Annotated in this window: 10 protein-coding genes; all 10 read left to right on the top strand. The window is 35.8% G+C overall.

From position 1 onward, the window contains the following. The 10 genes from nrfD (at position 1) to BSF41_RS02360 (ending at position 19648) form a co-directional block, all read left to right on the top strand. On the top strand, positions 1 to 1404 hold the full coding sequence (gene nrfD / locus BSF41_RS02405; RefSeq protein WP_008466839.1) for an NrfD/PsrC family molybdoenzyme membrane anchor subunit: 1404 nt from the start codon (positions 1 to 3) through the stop codon (positions 1402 to 1404). Continuing rightward, positions 1397 to 1921, top strand: a complete 525-nt coding sequence (locus tag BSF41_RS02400) for a DUF3341 domain-containing protein (RefSeq protein ID WP_095927930.1) — start codon at positions 1397 to 1399, stop codon at positions 1919 to 1921. The genes nrfD and BSF41_RS02400 overlap by 8 nt, the downstream gene beginning before the upstream one ends. Before the next feature lie 8 nt (positions 1922 to 1929). Beyond that, on the top strand, positions 1930 to 2475 hold the full coding sequence (locus tag BSF41_RS02395) for a cytochrome c (RefSeq protein WP_095927929.1): 546 nt from the start codon (positions 1930 to 1932) through the stop codon (positions 2473 to 2475). 27 nt (positions 2476 to 2502) lie between these two features. Further along, positions 2503 to 3897 (top strand): quinol:cytochrome C oxidoreductase, encoded by a 1395-nt coding sequence (locus BSF41_RS02390; RefSeq protein WP_095928198.1) that lies wholly within the window; start codon positions 2503 to 2505, stop codon positions 3895 to 3897. A gap of 19 nt (positions 3898 to 3916) precedes the next feature. Next, positions 3917 to 5107, top strand: a complete 1191-nt coding sequence (locus tag BSF41_RS02385) for a cytochrome c oxidase subunit II (RefSeq protein WP_095927928.1) — start codon at positions 3917 to 3919, stop codon at positions 5105 to 5107. Positions 5108 to 5137: 30 nt separating this feature from the next. Continuing rightward, positions 5138 to 6940, top strand: a complete 1803-nt coding sequence (locus BSF41_RS02380) for a cbb3-type cytochrome c oxidase subunit I (RefSeq protein WP_095927927.1) — start codon at positions 5138 to 5140, stop codon at positions 6938 to 6940. 106 nt (positions 6941 to 7046) lie between these two features. Further along, entirely contained in the window at positions 7047 to 8069 is a 1023-nt protein-coding gene (gene ruvB, locus BSF41_RS02375; protein WP_095927926.1) for a Holliday junction branch migration DNA helicase RuvB, read from the top strand. Positions 8070 to 8073: 4 nt separating this feature from the next. Beyond that, positions 8074 to 9420: a cytochrome P450 gene (locus tag BSF41_RS02370; RefSeq protein WP_095927925.1), complete on the top strand. Its 1347-nt coding sequence runs from the start codon at positions 8074 to 8076 to the stop codon at positions 9418 to 9420. After that, positions 9417 to 10343: a tRNA epoxyqueuosine(34) reductase QueG gene (gene queG, locus BSF41_RS02365; protein WP_095927924.1), complete on the top strand. Its 927-nt coding sequence runs from the start codon at positions 9417 to 9419 to the stop codon at positions 10341 to 10343. Before BSF41_RS02370 ends, queG begins: the two co-directional genes overlap by 4 nt. A gap of 518 nt (positions 10344 to 10861) precedes the next feature. Next, complete coding sequence (locus BSF41_RS02360; RefSeq protein WP_095927923.1) at positions 10862 to 19648, top strand: gliding motility-associated C-terminal domain-containing protein; 8787 nt, start codon at positions 10862 to 10864, stop codon at positions 19646 to 19648. Positions 19649 to 19686: the final 38 nt, after the last annotated feature.

Genomic DNA, 19686 nt, shown 5'->3' with positions numbered 1-19686 from the left:
ATGTCGTCTCACTACGAAGCACCCATTAGAAAACCTTTAGTTATTGGTGATAAATCTTATCACGATGTAACTGTAGATGTAGCTGCACCTGTTGAGGGGCCTGCAAACAAGCAATGGTGGATTGTATTTTCAATCGCATTAATAGCCTTCCTTTGGGGGTTAGGTTGTATAATTTACACCGTATCTACCGGTATCGGAACATGGGGATTAAATAAAACAGTTGGCTGGGCTTGGGATATTACTAACTTCGTTTGGTGGGTTGGTATTGGTCACGCTGGAACATTAATTTCTGCGGTATTATTACTTTTCCGTCAACGTTGGAGAATGGCCATCAACCGTTCTGCTGAAGCTATGACTATCTTCTCTGTAGTACAAGCAGGTTTATTTCCAATTATTCACATGGGACGTCCATGGTTAGCATACTGGGTATTACCTATTCCAAACCAATTTGGATCTTTGTGGGTAAACTTTAACTCACCTTTACTTTGGGACGTATTCGCGATTTCAACGTATCTTTCAGTATCATTAGTTTTCTGGTGGACTGGTTTGTTGCCTGACTTTGCAATGCTTCGTGATAGAGCTATTACTCCATTTAACAAAAGAGTATATTCTATCTTAAGTTTTGGTTGGAGCGGTAGAGCAAAAGACTGGCAGCGTTTTGAAGAAGTATCTTTAGTATTAGCTGGTTTAGCTACTCCACTTGTACTTTCTGTACACACAATTGTATCTATGGACTTTGCTACTTCTGTAATTCCAGGATGGCATACAACAATTTTCCCTCCATACTTCGTTGCTGGAGCGGTTTTCTCAGGATTCGCAATGGTAAATACATTGTTGATCGTTATGAGAAAAGTATCTAACCTTGAAGCATACATCACATTACAGCATATCGAGTTAATGAACATCATTATCATGATTACTGGATCTATCGTAGGTGTGGCTTATATCACTGAGTTATTCGTAGCTTGGTATTCTGGTGTAGAGTATGAGCAATATGCATTCTTAAACAGAGCTACTGGACCTTACTGGTGGGCATATTGGTCGATGATGACATGTAACGTGTTCTCTCCTCAGTTTATGTGGTTCAAAAAATTAAGAACAAGTATCATGTTCTCATTCATTATTTCGATTGTAGTAAACATCGGTATGTGGTTTGAAAGATTCGTAATTATTGTTACTTCTTTACATAGAGATTACCTTCCATCTTCTTGGACAATGTTCTCACCAACATTTGTTGATATTGGAATTTTCATTGGAACAATTGGTTTCTTCTTTGTATTGTTTTTATTATACTCTAGAACATTCCCTGTAATTGCTCAGGCAGAGGTTAAAACAATTTTGAAAGGAACAGGAGATAATTATATTAGAGAAAGAGCAAACAGTAAAGATTCACATCATGAGTAATAAAGTTATATACGCCATTTATAATGACGATGACGTTTTGATGAATGCAGTAAAGAAAACTAGAGCTGCTCATCATCATATTGAAGAGGTTTTTACTCCATTCCCGGTTCACGGATTGGATAAAGCCATGGGATTAGCACCAACAAGATTAGCAATATGTGCTTTTTTATATGGTTGTGTTGGTATTTCTGTTGCAACAACTATGATGAGTTATATCATGATTCATGACTGGCCACAGGATATTGGAGGTAAACCAAGTTTTAGTTTCATCCAAAACATGCCTTCTTTCGTGCCAATTATGTTTGAAATGACTGTGTTTTTTGCAGCTCACTTAATGGTAATCACTTTTTATATGAGAAGTAGATTATGGCCATTTAAAGAAGCTGAAAACCCAGACGTAAGAACAACTGATGACCACTTTTTAATGGAGGTTGCTGTAAATGATAACGAAGCTGAACTAGTTTCTTTCTTTGAAGGAACTGGAGCTGTTGAAGTTAAAGTAATAGAAAAGAATTAATTGTAGCTATGAAAAGGATATATAAAATAACACTTTTAGTTGGTATAACTATTTTAGTTTCATCTTGCCACAATAATTCGGCACCGAACTATCAGTATTTCCCTAATATGTATGAATCTGTTGCTTACGAGCCATATTCAGAAGCAAAAATATTTAAGGGAGGAAAAGAAGGACAGCTTCCTGTTGAAGGAACTGTCAATAGAGGTTTTGAACCTTATGAATATGAAAACTCAACTGCTGGTTATGAATTAGCAAAAGCTAATTTAAAATCACCTTTGACAGAAGAAGAGAAAAACTCTGGAAAAGGTAAAGAGCTTTTTGATATTTATTGTATCAGCTGCCATGGTGCAACTGGTAACGGTAAAGGTAAATTGGTTGAAAGAGAGAAATTTCTTGGAGTACCTAGCTATAAAGACAGAGAGATCACTGAAGGAAGTATCTTTCATGTTGAGACTTATGGTTTAAATGCAATGGGTTCACATGCAAATCAATTAAGTGCTCACGAACGTTGGTTAGTTGCTGACTATGTTCTGAAACTAAGAAGCCAATTATAATTGTTGAACAAACTGATCGTAATAGATATGTATACATTTTCAAGTAAATTAAAAACTTTTTCTATCATCTTAATGGCCGTTGGTTTATTAGGAATTGGGTATGGTTTTTTAAGCGCACCAAAAGATATTCAAGAAGTTGAAAAAATACTTGCTGCAGATGAACATGGTTCTCATGGCGCTGCGCATGAAGAAAAAGCGGAGGCATCTCACAAAGAAGCAGGTCATCATGAGGCTGCTGAAGTTGCACATGACTCTCACAAAGGAGCTGAGCATGCAGAAGTTTCTGGTGCAAATGAGCACGAAAAACATTTAGAGCACGTATTGCACCAATTGCAAAATAAGCCTTGGTCTGCTGTATATGTGGCTTGTATTTTCTTTTTACTTCTTTCAATGGGGGTTTTAGCTTTCTATGCAATTCAACAAGTTGCTCAAGCAGGTTGGTCTCCAGTTTTGTTTAGAGTTATGCAAGGTATAACAGCTTATTTGCCAGCTGGTTCTATAATCTTCTTTATACTTTTAGTATTATGTGGATTACATTTTAATCATATCTTCGTATGGTTAGGAGAAGGAGTAACTGATCCTAAAAGCCCAAATTACGATGCTATCATTGCTGGAAAATCAGGATATTTAAACTTTCCTTTCTGGATTGCTAGAGCATTTATCTTTTTATTAGGATGGAATATCTACCGTCATATTTCTAGAAAAAACTGTTTGGCACAAGATGAAGCAAATGATGATCTTTACTACAAAAAGAATTTCAAAGCGTCTGCTGGATTCTTAGTATTCTTTATAGTTTCTGAGTCTATTATGTCTTGGGACTGGATTATGTCTTTTGATCCACATTGGTTTAGTACTTTATTTGGATGGTATGTATTTGCTTCTTTCTTTGTAAGTGGTATTACAGCTATTGCATTAGTAACTATCTATTTAAAATCTAAAGGATATTTGGAGTATGTAAATACAAGTCATATCCATGATTTAGCTAAGTTCATGTTTGGTATTAGTGTATTCTGGACTTATTTATGGTTCTCTCAATTCATGTTGATTTGGTACGCTAACATTCCAGAAGAGGTAACTTATTTTGTAACAAGAATTCAGTTATATAACCTTCCTTTCTTTGGAGCGGTTGTTATGAACTTTGTTTTCCCATTATTAATATTAATCAATACTGACTTTAAACGTCTTAACTGGGTTATTGTTATGGCTGGTGTTGTGATATTATTAGGTCATTATGTTGATTTCTTTAATATGATCATGCCTGGTACAGTAGGAGACAAATGGTTTATTGGAGTTCCTGAAATTGCGTCGATTCTTTTCTTCTTAGGTCTATTTATATTTGTTGTATTTACTGCATTAACTAAATCTCCTTTGCTTGCAAAAAGAAATCCTTTCATCGAAGAAAGTAAACATTTTCATTATTAATATTTAAAGAAGTAAACAGATGACAAGTTTGTTGGTAATTATAGTTTTAGTTTTATTAGCAGTTGCATTATGGCAATTGACCAAGATATTTGATCTTACACAGGTTGGAGCATCTTCGGACGATTCTCAAGTTGCATCAGATAATGATAATAATATTCAAGGGTATGTTATGTTTGGCTTCTTGGCATTCATATACATATTTACGATTTACGGTTTACTAAAATGGGGAGGTTTAGCACTTCACACTCCTGCTTCGGAGCATGGACTTTTAGTGGATAATTTAATGAATATTACTTGGGTTTTAATTTTTTTAGTTCAATTTATTACACAAGGTTTATTATACTGGTTTTCTTTTAAAAATAGAGGACATAAGGATAAAAAAGCATTATTTTTTGCTGATAGTAATAAATTAGAAGCGATCTGGAGTATTATTCCATCTGTAGTTTTAGCTTGTTTAATTCTTTATGGATTGTACGCTTGGAATAACATTATGTTCGTTGATAAAGATGAAGATGTAATCGAAATCGAATTATATGCTCAACAGTTTAAATGGACTGCAAGATATGCTGGACAGGATAATGTTTTAGGAAAAGCTAACGTGCGTTTAATCGAAGGAATCAATACATTAGGAGTTGATATGTCAGATCCAAATGCTCAAGATGATATCGTAGTTTCAGAATTGCACATTCCTAAAGGTAAAAAAGTTCACTTTAAAATGCGTTCTCAGGATGTATTGCACTCAGCTTACTTTCCTCACTTTAGAGCACAAATGAACTGTGTTCCAGGTATGGTTACTGAATTTGCTTTCGTTCCAACATATACTACTTCGGAATATAGAGAATTACCATTTATGGTTGAAAAAGTTGCTAACATTAACAAACTTAGAGCTGAAAAAAGCATTGAGTTAGTTGCAAAAGGTGGTACAGCTTTAGATCCTTATACATTTGATTACCTATTATTGTGTAATAAAATTTGTGGAGCATCTCACTATAATATGCAAATGAAAGTTGTTGTAGATTCTCCAGAAGACTATAAAAAATGGTTAAGTGAGAAAACTACTTTGGCTCAGGATATTGCTGCTGCAAAAGCGGCTGAAAAACCAGCTGAAGGAACTGCTCCAACTGCAGATTCTACTGCAAAAGTAATTGACACTGTTAAAGCTGTTGTTGATACTGTTAAAGCAGCTGTAGCTAAAGTTGCATTGAAATAATATTATTTAGAAAATTTAAAGTACACATATATGTCAGCAGAAGCGCACGATCACGATCACGGACACGATCACGAGCACGAACATCATCATAAAGACACGTTCATTACTAAATATATTTTTAGTATTGATCACAAAATGATTGCTAAACAATACTTGATTACTGGTATTATTATGGGAATCATTGGTATTGCAATGTCCTTGCTTTTTAGAATGCAATTGGCGTGGCCAGAAGAGTCTTTTAAGATATTTAATGTTTTATTAGGAGATAAATTTGCACCTGATGGTGTAATGGCAAATGATATTTATTTAGCTTTAGTGACAATTCACGGTACCATCATGGTATTCTTTGTACTGACGGCTGGTTTAAGTGGAACTTTTAGTAATTTACTTATTCCACTTCAAATTGGAGCAAGAGATATGGCATCTGGATTTATGAATATGATTTCATACTGGTTGTTTTTCTTATCAGCTGTTGTAATGTTATGTTCTTTATTTGTTGAAGCTGGTCCAGCATCTGCAGGATGGACAATTTATCCACCTTTGAGTGCATTGCCACAAGCAATTCCAGGATCAGGAACAGGTATGACATTATGGTTAGTATCTATGGCTATTTTCATCGCATCTTCTTTGATGGGATCTTTAAATTACATTGTTACTGTACTTAACTTAAGAACTAAAGGAATGTCTATGACTAGACTTCCTCTTACAATCTGGACATTTTTCGTAACAGCTATTATTGGTGTTATTTCATTCCCAGTATTATTGTCTGCTGCTTTATTATTGATTTTCGATAGAAGTTTTGGTACTTCATTCTTCTTGTCTGATATCTATATTGCAGGAGAGGTTTTACATTACCAAGGAGGTTCTCCAGTATTGTTTGAGCACTTATTCTGGTTCTTAGGTCACCCTGAGGTTTACATCGTAATCTTACCAGCGATGGGTCTTGTTTCTGAAATTATGGCTACAAATTCTCGTAAACCAATTTTTGGATACAGAGCGATGATTATGTCAGTTCTTGCAATTGCATTCTTATCTACAATTGTTTGGGGTCACCACATGTTTATTTCAGGTATGAATCCTTTCTTAGGATCTGTATTTACCTTTACAACTTTATTGATTGCAATTCCTTCTGCTGTAAAAGCATTTAACTGGATTACAACTTTATGGAAAGGTAACTTACAATTTAACCCTGCAATGTTATTCTCTATTGGAATGGTTTCTACTTTCATCACTGGAGGTTTAACAGGAATCATTTTAGGAGATAGTACTTTAGATATTAACGTTCACGATACTTACTTCGTAATTGCTCACTTTCACTTAGTAATGGGTATCTCTGCACTTTACGGAATGTTTGCTGGTATTTACCACTGGTTCCCTAAAATGTACGGAAGAATGTTAAACAAAAACTTAGGTTATATTCACTTCTGGATTACTGCTGTTTGTGCTTATGGAGTTTTCTTCCCAATGCACTTTATCGGATTAGCTGGTTTACCAAGACGTTACTATACAAATACTAACTTCCCATTATTTGATGATTTACAAAATGTGAATGTTTTAATTACAACATTTGCTCTTGTAGGAGGTGCATTCCAGTTAGTATTCTTATACAACTTCTTTAGCAGTATTTTCTACGGTAAGAAAGCGGTTCAAAACCCATGGAAATCTACAACTTTAGAGTGGACTACTCCAGTTGAACATATCCACGGAAACTGGCCAGGAGAAATTCCTCACGTATATCGTTGGCCGTATGACTACAGTAACCCTAATCATGATGTAGATTTTGTTCCTCAAAATGTACCAATGAAAGAAGGTGAAGAAGTTTTACACCACTAAAAATAATCAAAGGCTGTCAGAAATGACAGCCTTTTTTGTTTAGTTAAAGTTTTAATCGTTCAGTATTGCTATTTTACAAACTGATTACTTTGTATATCTTTGTGGGATGAATGAAAATCTAGATCCTACTACTAAAGGATATAACTCAGAAGAGTTAGATCTTGAAAAAAGATTGCGTCCGCTGTCATTTGATGATTTTGCCGGACAAGATCAAGTTTTGGAAAATTTGAAAGTCTTTGTTGCCGCTGCTAATCAGCGTGGTGAAGCGCTTGATCATGCGCTTTTTCATGGACCTCCTGGTTTAGGAAAAACTACTTTGGCAAATATATTGGCTAACGAACTGCAAGTTGGTATCAAAATTACTTCAGGACCAGTTTTGGATAAACCTGGAGACTTGGCTGGTTTGCTAACGAATTTAGACGAAAGAGATGTTTTATTTATTGATGAAATTCATCGATTAAGTCCAGTTGTTGAAGAATACCTGTATTCTGCAATGGAAGATTTCAAGATTGATATTATGATTGAATCGGGACCAAATGCTAGAACAGTGCAAATCAATCTGAATCCCTTTACTTTAATCGGAGCAACAACGAGATCTGGATTATTAACGGCTCCAATGCGTGCGCGTTTTGGAATATCTTCGCGTTTGCAATATTATACTACAGAACTTTTGACAACAATTGTTGAAAGAAGTGCCTCTATTCTAAAAATGCCTATTGATTTGGAAGCAGCAATTGAAATTGCTGGAAGAAGCCGCGGAACTCCTCGTATTGCAAATGCATTATTAAGACGTGTTCGTGATTTTGCTCAAATTAAAGGAAATGGTAGAATTGATATCGAAATTTCAAGATATGCTTTAAAAGCCTTAAATGTAGATGCTCATGGTCTAGATGAAATGGACAATAAAATATTATTAACTATTATCAATAAATTTAAAGGTGGTCCAGTAGGGCTTTCAACTTTGGCTACAGCTGTTAGTGAAAGCAGTGAAACTATAGAAGAAGTTTACGAGCCTTTCTTAATTCAGGAAGGATTTATCATGCGAACGCCTCGAGGCAGAGAAGTTACAGATAAAGCATATAAGCATCTTGGGAAAATAAACACAAATATACAAGGAGGTTTGTTTTAATTGTATGTCCGACAAGTTTAAATATAATTATCCTCAGAAACTATCTTTACTTAGATTTTTCAAGGATGCTGAAGGTGTTCGTAGAAATCCGATTCCCTTTCATAAAAGATATTTTGAGAAATTCGGAGATTCTTTTTCTATACGAATTGGCTTTTCTAAGTATATAATCTTGTCGCGAGATAATGAAATTGCACAGCATATTTTAGTTAAGAATCAAAAGAATTATAATAAATCTAAATTTCAATCGGTTTATCTTTCCAAATATTTAGGAAAGGGACTTTTAACTAGTGATGGTGATTTTTGGTTAAAACAGAGACGACTTATTCAGCCGGCTTTTCATAAACAAAAAATGAATCAGCTGGTTGATAATATGAATGGGACTATTGCTTCAGAAGTAAATAATTTAGTTGAAGAAAGACCAATAGATCTTTTTCCGGTTATGAGTAATCTTGCGTTTAATGTTGTCGCAAAATCTTTATTTCAGCTTTCAAATGCTGAGGATAAATTTCATCGCATTAAATTTATTATAGAAGAAGTGCAAAACTTCTTGATTAAGGAAATCAGACTTCCGCATAAAGCTTGGTGGTTTTCAGTGAGTGGCCAGGTCAAGAAACATCTTAAGTTAGCGGAGGAAAATAATGCTATTATTAAGGAAATCATCGAGGAAAGAAAAGCTTCGAATGAGGAAATTAATGATTTATTGAACATGCTTCTAGAAACCAGATATGAAGATACGGGAGAAAGCATGTCTATTGAACAATTGATTGATGAAATTAAAGTTCTTTTTATTGCGGGACATGAAACTACGGCAAACGCATTAACTTTTACACTTTATCTTTTAGGAAGAAATCCGGAAGTCCAACAAAAGGTTTTTAAGGAAATCATTGAGGTTGAATCGCAAACAAGCAATAGTATCGAACAGCTTCAAAAAATGGTCTATACGAATGCCGTTTTGAACGAGTCTATGCGTTTATATCCGCCAGCTTGGATTACTGACAGACAAAATCTTGAGGACGATGCTTTGGCTGAATTTAAAATTAAAAAAGACACTTTAATTGGAGTTTCTTTTTACGAATTGCACCGTAATCCAAAATATTGGAATAATCCTAATGAATTCATTCCAGAACGATTTCTTGGAGAACAAAAAAAGGTATCAATGCAATATTTTTATCCTTTTGGAGCTGGTCCGAGAATGTGTATCGGAACTGGATTTGCCATTTATGAAATGTGTTTAACGATATCTCAGATTGTTAAAAAATATACTATTAAAGCCGACAATGATATCGTTCAGTTTAACCCATTAATTACTTTAAAACCTATTAACGTTGAAGTTTCATTTTCTAAACGATGAGTATCAATTCTAAAGAAATATATTCAAAATTTATAAAAGAAGAAGCCAAAAGACTTGGGTTTATTTCTTGTGGAATTTCTAAGGCTGGTTTTTTAGAACAGGAAGCTCCTCGACTTGAAAATTGGTTAAAGAACAATCGAAACGGTCAAATGGCTTATATGGAAAACCATTTTGATAAGCGTCTCGATCCAACTTTGTTGGTTGATAATGGAAAAAGTGTTGTGTCGCTTTTGCTTAATTATTACCCAGATTCTAAGCAAAACGATGAAAGTTTTAAGATTTCTAAATATGCTTACGGACAAGATTATCATTTTGTAATAAAGGATAAGTTAAAGGAGTTTTTACACTCAATCCAAGAAAATATTGGAGAAGTGTCAGGACGAGCTTTTGTCGATTCGGCACCTGTTTTAGATAAAGCGTGGGCTGCCAAAAGTGGGTTGGGCTGGATTGGAAAAAACAGTAACCTGATTACTCAAAAAGTTGGTTCTTTTTACTTCATTGCTGAACTTATTATTGATTTAGAATTAGAATATGATTATGCAGTCACAGACCACTGTGGTTCTTGTACGGCTTGTATAGATGCCTGTCCCACACAGGCAATTGTAGCACCTTATATTGTAGATGGAAGTAAATGTATTTCTTATTACACCATCGAATTAAAAGAAAATCTTCCTGAAGAAATGAAGGGGAAATTTGATGAATGGATGTTTGGCTGTGATACCTGTCAAGATGTTTGTCCATGGAACCGATTTTCCAAACCCCATTCAGAACCTTTATTTAATCCTAATCCAGAGTTGCTTTCCTTTGCTAAAAAAGACTGGATAGAGATTACAGAAGAAACCTTTAAGCTAGTTTTTAAAAACTCTCCTATTAAAAGAACCAAATTTGATGGTTTAAAACGTAATATTAAATTTTTACAGTAACAACTAAATGTGGATTGTTATTTTATCTTTTTGATTATCAGTTTTTTATTTTAAAAGGCTCTTTCTCCTTTGTACTATTTTTTTTCCTACGTTTTTTTGCCTATTTATCAATAAATTCTGTAGGAATTGAATATCTCTTCAATTATTTAAGAAAATTCCGCTGTTTTATTATCAAATATTTATAGAAATTAGATTTTCAATAGATGAACAATTGTTAAAAAATGTTGTTTAACGACTTTATGTGCACTTTGTCGGAATAATGTTGATTGATTTCATTCCTCGATATACTTTCGCACTTTCCAAATCTACTTAATTTAAAACCAGTGAGACTTTTATAGTCTTAAATTACTATATGACAATGGTCTGCATAATGTCTTTTTTATATGTATATCTTGAAAAAGCTGTTCTAAGTTTTTTTAAATCCATTTTATATTTTTTCTCGTATCTCATCAATATGCTAAAAACAATCATCTGTTTTTTAGTATCCGAAATTTCTGTTCCACAAACTCAAGTTGTCTATGCGTAACTCTACTTTTTGTAAGTCTGGATTTTACAGGCTAATTCTTTTGATTTTATTCTTTCTATTAACAAGTTATCATGCTTCTGCTCAGTTTTTTACTAAACATTACATAGCACCAGCACCTTGGCAGTATTTTAGTAATGCAAATGAAATTATAATTGCGACTAATTCTGCTGCTCCTGTAACCTTTACTATAACAAAAAGTGATGGAAGTGCTGTGGCTTTCACAAAACCTGATGGTACAGCTGCAGGTGCTCTAACGACAGTAAAGGGAAGTCCTGCTGTTTATAGATTTGTGGGAAATCCAAATAGTGCTGCTTTAGGTTATAATGTAGCAGGTACAATCTATAATGATAGAGGGATAATAGTTACCAGTACAGGGGGGGCTGTTTCTGTAAATTTAAGAAATATTGCGTCTGATGCCATAGGAGATGGTGGAGATAACTATATAAAAGGAAATGCTTCATTAACTAGTTTTGGGGATGCTGGTATTGGTGTGGAATTTAGAGTTGGATATTATCGTAATGTTGGATCAAGTGATAAAGATCGACCTTTCTATAGTGTTATGGCAATTAATAATAACACACAAGTAAAAGTAAATGGAAGTGTAGTAACAACATTAGGAGCAGGGCAAAGTTATTTATTTAATGCTGCAATTGGCTCTTTAGTGGAAACATCAGGGCGCGTTGTAATGAATACAGGAGTGCGAATAGACACTCCAGTTGCATGCGGGGATGGAACTTTTGATCAATTACCTCCAATATCTGTTTTAGGTACAGAATATTTCCTTGAAAGAGGGAAAGGCAATGACACTGCGGAGCAAACTACAGTTGTAGTGACGAAAGATAATACAGTACTGACAATAACCACTTATGGAACTAATGGGAGTGTGGTAGGTTCACCAGTAGTTACTTCGCCATTAAATGCGGGACAGTTTTACACTTTTAAAAATGGTGTTTCGGGCACGGCACTTACATCATCAAGAATTTCTGCAACTAATAATGTTGCGGTTTATTCTGGTACAGCTGATGGTTGCGAGGTTGATATTTCGACAATTGCACCAGTTTCGGCTTGTGGGGGATCTAATTTTATTGAAACTTCGACTTTTAAAGGATATAATAGAGAATCATTAGATTATTTTGGTTATGTATTATTAAGAAGTGCTACAGATTTGGTGATGCTAAATTCTGCGAATCTAGAAGAAACTATGAAGACTAGTAGACGTCAATTAGGGACTACAGGTTGGTATATAATTGATTTTAATAGAGATAAAATAGGAAATCCTAATACAATTTCTCTTAGTAGTGATTCAAAACTTACGGTTTCTATAGCGCAACAAGGTAACGGTTATTCGATGGCTGCATTTTTTTCAAATTTTGCACAACAGCCATCAGCTCCTAAAGAAACTTATATTGGCGGAAGTAGTTGTTTAAAACAATCAGCAACATTAACCACAGATGCCAACTTTGCACCATATGTATGGCGTTATAATGGAACAGTTATTCCAGGAGAAGCTTCAAATACTATAACAGTTACCAAGACAGGCTCATACACAGTAACATCAACATTATCTTGTGGTGTTAGTTCACAATCAACTCCTATTGCGGTTACACTTTGTAGTGATGTTGCTGTAGAAAATACAGTTAATGTTTCTCGTCAATGTGTAGGATCAAATGTTGTTTTCACATTAACTGCTAAAAATTTAGGACCTTCCAATGCGGAAGGTGTTTCGGTAACAGACAAATTGCCTTCAGGATATACATATGTTTCTTCTACAGCCCCAACAGGAACTTCTTATGATAACTCTACTGGGATATGGACGATTTCTAGTTTAGATAGTGGCGCAAGTGCTGTATTGACAATAACTGCTACGGTTAAAGATACAGGAACTTATTCTAATACTGCGACTATTACATCATCTAATGTGGATGATCCTACGGGCAATAATACTGCTACAGCTTCAATAACACCAAATGCTTTACCAGTTGCAGCTACCCTCGGTACAAATAGTCCAGTCTGCTCTGGATCAAATGCTGTTTTTACAATATCAGGAACATCGGGAAATGTTGTTACTTATACAGGAGCGGCTTCTGGAACGGCTACAATAGGATCTGATGGAAAAGCTACAGTTACAGTATCAAATGTAACTTCAAATGGCACCTTAAATTTAACTAATGTAAGTAATGGAACCTGTAGTCGAGCATTAACAGTTAGTGCTACAGTAACAGTAAATTCTGTGCCTGCGACGCCAACAATTTCTGTTGCTGCAACAGGGACAACATTCTGTTCAGGAGGCAGTGTTGTACTAACATCATCTGCAGGATCTGGAAACCAGTGGTATAAAGATGGAGTTGCGATTCCAAGTGCAACGAGTAAAACCTACAGTGCAACAGCGAGCGGTTCATATACAGTTACAACCAATAACGGAAACTGCACAAGTGCAGTTTCTGCAGGCACAACGGTAACGGTAAATTCATTACCAGTTGCTTTATCGTTAACTGGAAGTACAATTTGTGTTTCGCCAGGAGGAAATGGTACAATTTCTTCCTCAACTTCGGTGAGCGGAGTTAATTATCAATTATATGATTCTAGTAATACAGCGATTCAATCAGCAAAAGCTGGAAATGGGTCTGCATTAGAATGGACCAATCTGTCTGCAGCAAATGGATATTATGTGATTGCTACCAATGCATCGAGCTGTACTTCAAAGAGTAATGTAGTTAACATAACAACTAATCCTAATCCAACTATTTCAATTGGAGGTACGTTAACAGCTTGCTTAACAACTACTTTGACCACAACAACAAACGCGAGTTCACCTAATTATGTTTGGTATAAAAATAATGTCGTGATTTCTGATGAAACATCATCTTCATTAGTGGTAAATTCAGATGGAGATTATAAAGTGAAAGTTAAAAATACAGTAACAGGTTGCGAACAGACTTCTGCTGCTTCTACAGTAAAAGTTAGTGATACAGAAAAACCTGTAAAACCAACATTGGCAGATATTACAGGAGAATGTTCTGCAACAGCAACTGTTCCGACAACCACAGACAACTGTGCAGGAACAGTGACTGGAACAACAGCAGATCCATTGACATATAATGCTCAGGGAACTTATACGATCAACTGGAGTTTTAGCGACGGGAACGGAAACGTAGAAACGGCGACTCAAAAAGTAATCATTAAAGACACTCAGAAACCTGTAAAGCCAACATTGGCGGATATTACAGGAGAATGTTCAGCAACTGCAACTGCTCCGACAACAACTGATAATTGCAAAGGAACAGTTACGGGAACAACAACAGATCCATTGACATATAATGCTCAGGGAACTTATACGATTAATTGGAGTTTTAGCGATGGAAACGGAAACGTAGAAACTGCGACTCAAAAAGTAATTATTAAAGACACTCAGAAACCTGTAAAACCTGTTTTAGCAGATATTACAGCAGAATGTTCGGTGACAGTAACGGCTCCGACAACAACTGATAATTGCAAAGGAACAGTTACGGGAACAACAACAGATCCTTTGACATATAATGCTCAGGGAACTTATACCATTAACTGGAGTTTTAGCGACGAAAATGGAAACGTAGAAACTGCGACTCAAAAAGTTATTATTAAAGATACCCAGAAGCCGTCAATCACTTGTCCGTTGGGAGTTTCAGTTTCAGCAGATGCGAATTCATGCACTGCAACTGGAGTTGCTTTAGGTGCTCCGACAGTATCGGATAATTGCTCTGGAACTGTAACAGTGACAAATGATGCACCTTCAAGTTTTCCAATCGGAAACACAACGGTGACATGGACAGCAACAGATGCAGGAGGAAATACAGAGACTTGCACGCAAATCGTTAACGTAATTGGTGAAATTACAGCAAATGATGATAGTGTTTCTTCATCAAATGGAGTAGCTGGAGGAGTTGTTATTACTAATGTTTTTGATAATGATGTTTTAAATTGTAATAAAGTAAATAGAGGAGATATTGATGTTACAGTAAATGGTACTGTACCTTCAGTGTTAATTTTTAATACTGCAAATGGTGCTCTTTCAGTAAAACCGAATACACCAACAGGTACTTATACTTTTGATTATTCAATTTGTGAAATTGCTAATAGTGGAAATTGCAATACAGCTACAGTTAAAGTTGAAATTGTAAATGATTTAGTAGCCGTTAAAGATGATTTCGGAACAAAAACTTCTGGATCAGCAGCTGCAGTTATTGGCAATGTTAAATCAAATGACACTTTAGACGGAGCATCTGTTACGTCTGCAAATACGGTTGTTACAATTGGCAGCGACGGACCATTAAGCGTTGATGCAAACGGAGACGTTACTCTGGCAGCAAAAACGCCAAGCGGAAGCTACAGCATTACATACGAGATCTGCGAGAAAAACGCAAATCCTTCAAACTGCAAGACAGCAACAGCAGAGGTTAAAGTTGAAAATGGCTTAATTGCGGTTAAAGATGATTTCGGAACAAAAACTTCTGGATCAACAGCTGCAATTGTCGGAAATGTTAAATCAAACGACACTTTAGACGGAGCATCTGTTACGTCTGTAAATACTGTTGTTACAATTGACAGCAACGTAGCATTGAGCGTTGATGCAAATGGAGATGTTACTCTTGCGGCAAACACGCCAAGCGGAAGCTACAGCATTACATACGAAATCTGCGAGAAGGGTGCGAATCCATCAAACTGCAAGACAGCTACAGCAGAGGTTAAAGTTGAAAATGGTTTAATTGCAGTTAAAGATGATTTTGGAACAAAAACTTCTGGATCTACAGCTGCAATTGTCGGAAATGTTAAATCAAATGACACTTTAGACGGAGCGTCTGTTACATCTGCAAACACGGTTATTGCAATTGACAGCGACGGACCATTAAGCGTTGATGCAAACGGAGACGTTACTCTGGCAGCAAACACGCCAAGCGGAACGTACAGCATTACATACGAAATCTGCGAGAAAGATGCGAATCCTTCAAACTGCAAGACAGCGATTGCAGAAGTTAAAGTTGAAAATGGTTTAATTGCGGTTAAAGATGACTTCGGAACAAACACTTCTGGATCTACAGCTGCAGTTATTGGCAATGTTAAATCAAACGACACTTTAGACGGAGCATCTGTTACGTCTGCAAACACGGTTGTTACAATTGACAGCGACGGACCATTAAGCGTTGATGCAAACGGAGACGTTACTCTGGCAGCCAACACGCCAAGCGGAACCTACAGCATTACATACGAAATCTGCGAGAAATCTGCTAATCCATCGAACTGCAAGACAGCTACAGCAGAGGTTAAAGTTGAAAATACAATTGACGCAGTACTAGATATTATTACTCCAATTAATGGAAACATTGGCGGAACAACAGTATCTCTAATAGGAAACGATACGCTAAATGGAGAAAAAGCAGTAATTGGAATCAATTCAGGAGAAGTTACAATAAGTATTGTAGGCACTTTACCATCAGGATTGACATTAAATACAAATGGAACTATTACAGTAGCTTCAGGAACTCCAAAAGGAGATTATAAAGTAGAATATACAATATGTGAAGTAGGTGCAGTCCCTGCAAACTGCGACTCGGTAACTATAACTGTACCAGTTACAGCAGGAAATCTTGTGGCAAATGCTGATGAAATTCTATCAGTTTTAGGATCGAATGTTCCTCAGACATTAGGAAAAAATGTATTTGACAATGACACTAAAAATGCACAGCGATTAGACCCAGCAGATGTTACGCTGAAAACTACAGCGGCAGATCCAAAAGGATATCTGACTGTAGATGCAGACGGAAAAATTATTTTAGGCGCAAATCCTCCGGCAGGAGATTATGAGCTAACGTATGAAATCTGCGAGAAATTAAATCTGGACAACTGCAGTTCAAACACTGTGAAGGTAACAGTTGGATTGCCAGTAATTGATGCAGTTGAAGACGTGATCGCTTCGATAAACGGAAATATCGGCGGAAAAACGATTTCATTAACTGCAAACGATAAATTAAACGGAAATCCAATCACAGTTGGAACGGCAGCAGGAGAAGTTAAGTTTGAAATTATCGGAACGCTTCCAACAGGATTGACGCTGAATTCAGATTACACCATAACTGTTGCGCCGAATACTCCAAAAGGAGATTACAAAGTAGAATATAAAATCTGCGAAAACACGAATCCACTAAACTGCGACTCGGTTACTATTACCGTACCGGTAACAGCAGGAAATCTTGTGGCAAATGCTGATGAAATTCTATCAGTTTTAGGATCGAATGTTCCTCAGACATTAGGGAAAAATATATATGACAATGACACTAAAAACGCGCAGCCATTAGATCCTTCAGATGTTACGCTGAAAACTACAGCGGCAGATCCGAAAGGATATCTGACTGTAGATGCAGACGGAAAAATTATCTTGGGAGCAAATCCTCCAGCAGGAGATTATGAACTGACATATGAAATCTGCGAGAAATTAAATCTAGACAACTGCAGTTCAAATACTGTGAAGGTAACAGTAGTATTGCCAGTAATTGATGCAGTTGAAGATGTGATCGCTTCGATAAACGGAAACATTGGCGGAAAAACAATTTCATTGACTGCAAACGATAAATTAAACGGAAATCCAATCACAGTTGGAACGGCAGCAGGAGAAGTTAAATTTGAAATTATCGGAACGCTTCCATCAGGATTGACTCTGAATTCAGATTACACGATAAGTGTTGCGCCAAATACGCCGGCAGCAGATTATAAAGTCGAATACAAAATCTGTGAAATTACAAATCCATTAAATTGTGATTCGGTAATTACAGTAGTAAAAGTTACAGGGGGAAATCTTGTAGCAAATGAAGACCTTATGGCATCGGCAATTGGAGTAAACATTCCGCAGAAACTAATCAATGTTTTTGAGAACGATACTAAAGATGGAAATAAATTAGTGCCTTCAGATGTAGATCTTAAAGTAACTAAAGATGATCCAAAAGGATATTTAACGGTGGATGCAGACGGAAATGTTGTACTAGCTCCTAATGCACCTGCAGGAGAATATGAATTGACATACACAATATGCGAGAAATTAAATCCGAATAACTGTGATTCAAATGTTGTAAAAGTTACGGTAACAGAACCAAAAATGGCAGTAACTGCAAATAGTTATTGTTCAAATAATGTTCCTTATGTTAACTATTCTGTTTCGCCAGAAAATTTCACAACAAATAATCTATTAACAGTAAAATGGATTGATAGTAATAATAATGTAGTGGCAACTCAAACCAATCTGCCATTAAGCGGAGATATTTTATGGCCAGGAGCAGAGATTGACAGCAACAAAAATGGAACAGATTGGCCAGGATGGATTTTAAATAACGGAATATGGTCAGAAGGTGCCGACGGATTTGAAGCTACCAGAAATGGAGTGAAAATTGAGTTTTCATTAAATCCAACGGTTACAGTTTCTGTTGCTTATCCACCAGCTACGCCAGATTGTAATGCACATCCAACATTCTCAATAAAAGCAAATAATGATGAAACGGGACCTGTAAATGTGAAAAAAGGAGCAAACGCTACGGTTAATATTTTTGAAAATGACTTATTGAATGGAGCACAAATTAAGCCTTCAGATGTTATTTTATCAATACCTGTAGTAAATCCAAACTTCTCATTAAATGCAAATGGTTCAGTCAATATTGCTGCAAATACGCCAGATGGAATTTACGAATTGACTTATCAGATCTGTGAAGCTGCAAATACATCAAATTGCAGTCAAGCAGTAATTAAAATTACAGTTGATAATGTTGCAGACCCAGCTCCGCCAACAGAAAATCAAATTACTTTAAATAATGATAATGATGTTAGTGCAGATGGAATTAATGGTTCATTAGAATTTGTAAATGTTTTAGAAAATGATTTAATAAACGGAAAACCAATAAATCCTGCAGATGTTACAATTAAGCCTTTAACAGAAAGTCCCTATTTTGAATGGAATGCTGACGGAACGGTAAATGTTAAGCCAAACACGCCAGGAGGAAATTATCCGTTGACTTATCAGGTTTGCGAAAAGGCAAATTCGTCAAATTGTTCTATTGCGACATTAAATGTTTTTGTAGAAGTGCCTGCTATTTCTGTGATTAAAACAGCAGTTTTCAATGACGAAAATAAGAGCGGTTTTGCAAATGCAGGAGAAACAATTACGTACAAATTTACTGTAACCAATACAGGAAATGTACCACTTGTTGGAATCACTATAAACGATCCGTTGCCAGGAGTAGTAGTTTCTGGACAATCAATTAATTTGGGTGTCAACGAATCTAACGAAACTAATTTTACAGCGGTTTACAAAATCACTCAAGAAGATATTAACCGTGGCAGTGTGAGTAATCAGGCAACAGTTAAAGGAAGCAGTATAAGAGGAGTTGTAGTTGAAGATCAGTCAGACGATGCAAGCAATAGCGGAGATAGTCCAACAGTCTTAGACCTAAACGGATGTTCTATTAAAGTAATGAATGCTTTCTCTCCAAATGGAGACAGCAAGAATGCAAGATTTTATATTAGAGGAATTGAATGTTATCCAGATAATACGGTTGAAATTTATAACCGTTGGGGAGTTTTGGTTTTCAGTATAGATCAGTACAATAATAACGACCGAGTTTTTGAAGGATATTCTAACGGACGTTCTACAATCAAACAAACAGATGGTCTTCCGGTTGGAACGTATTTCTATATCTTAAAATACAAAGATAGTGCTCAGAAATCTCACCAAGAATCTGGTTACTTATACCTTAATAAATAAAATGGATTACGGCTTAGTTAACCCTAGGCCGTTCTAAA

The sequence above is a fragment of the Flavobacterium sp. ACN2 genome (assembly GCF_002303885.1).
Taxonomy (GTDB): domain Bacteria; phylum Bacteroidota; class Bacteroidia; order Flavobacteriales; family Flavobacteriaceae; genus Flavobacterium.
The sequence above is the reverse complement of the archived record's forward strand: the minus strand, read 5'-3'. Positions and strand labels throughout refer to the sequence as shown.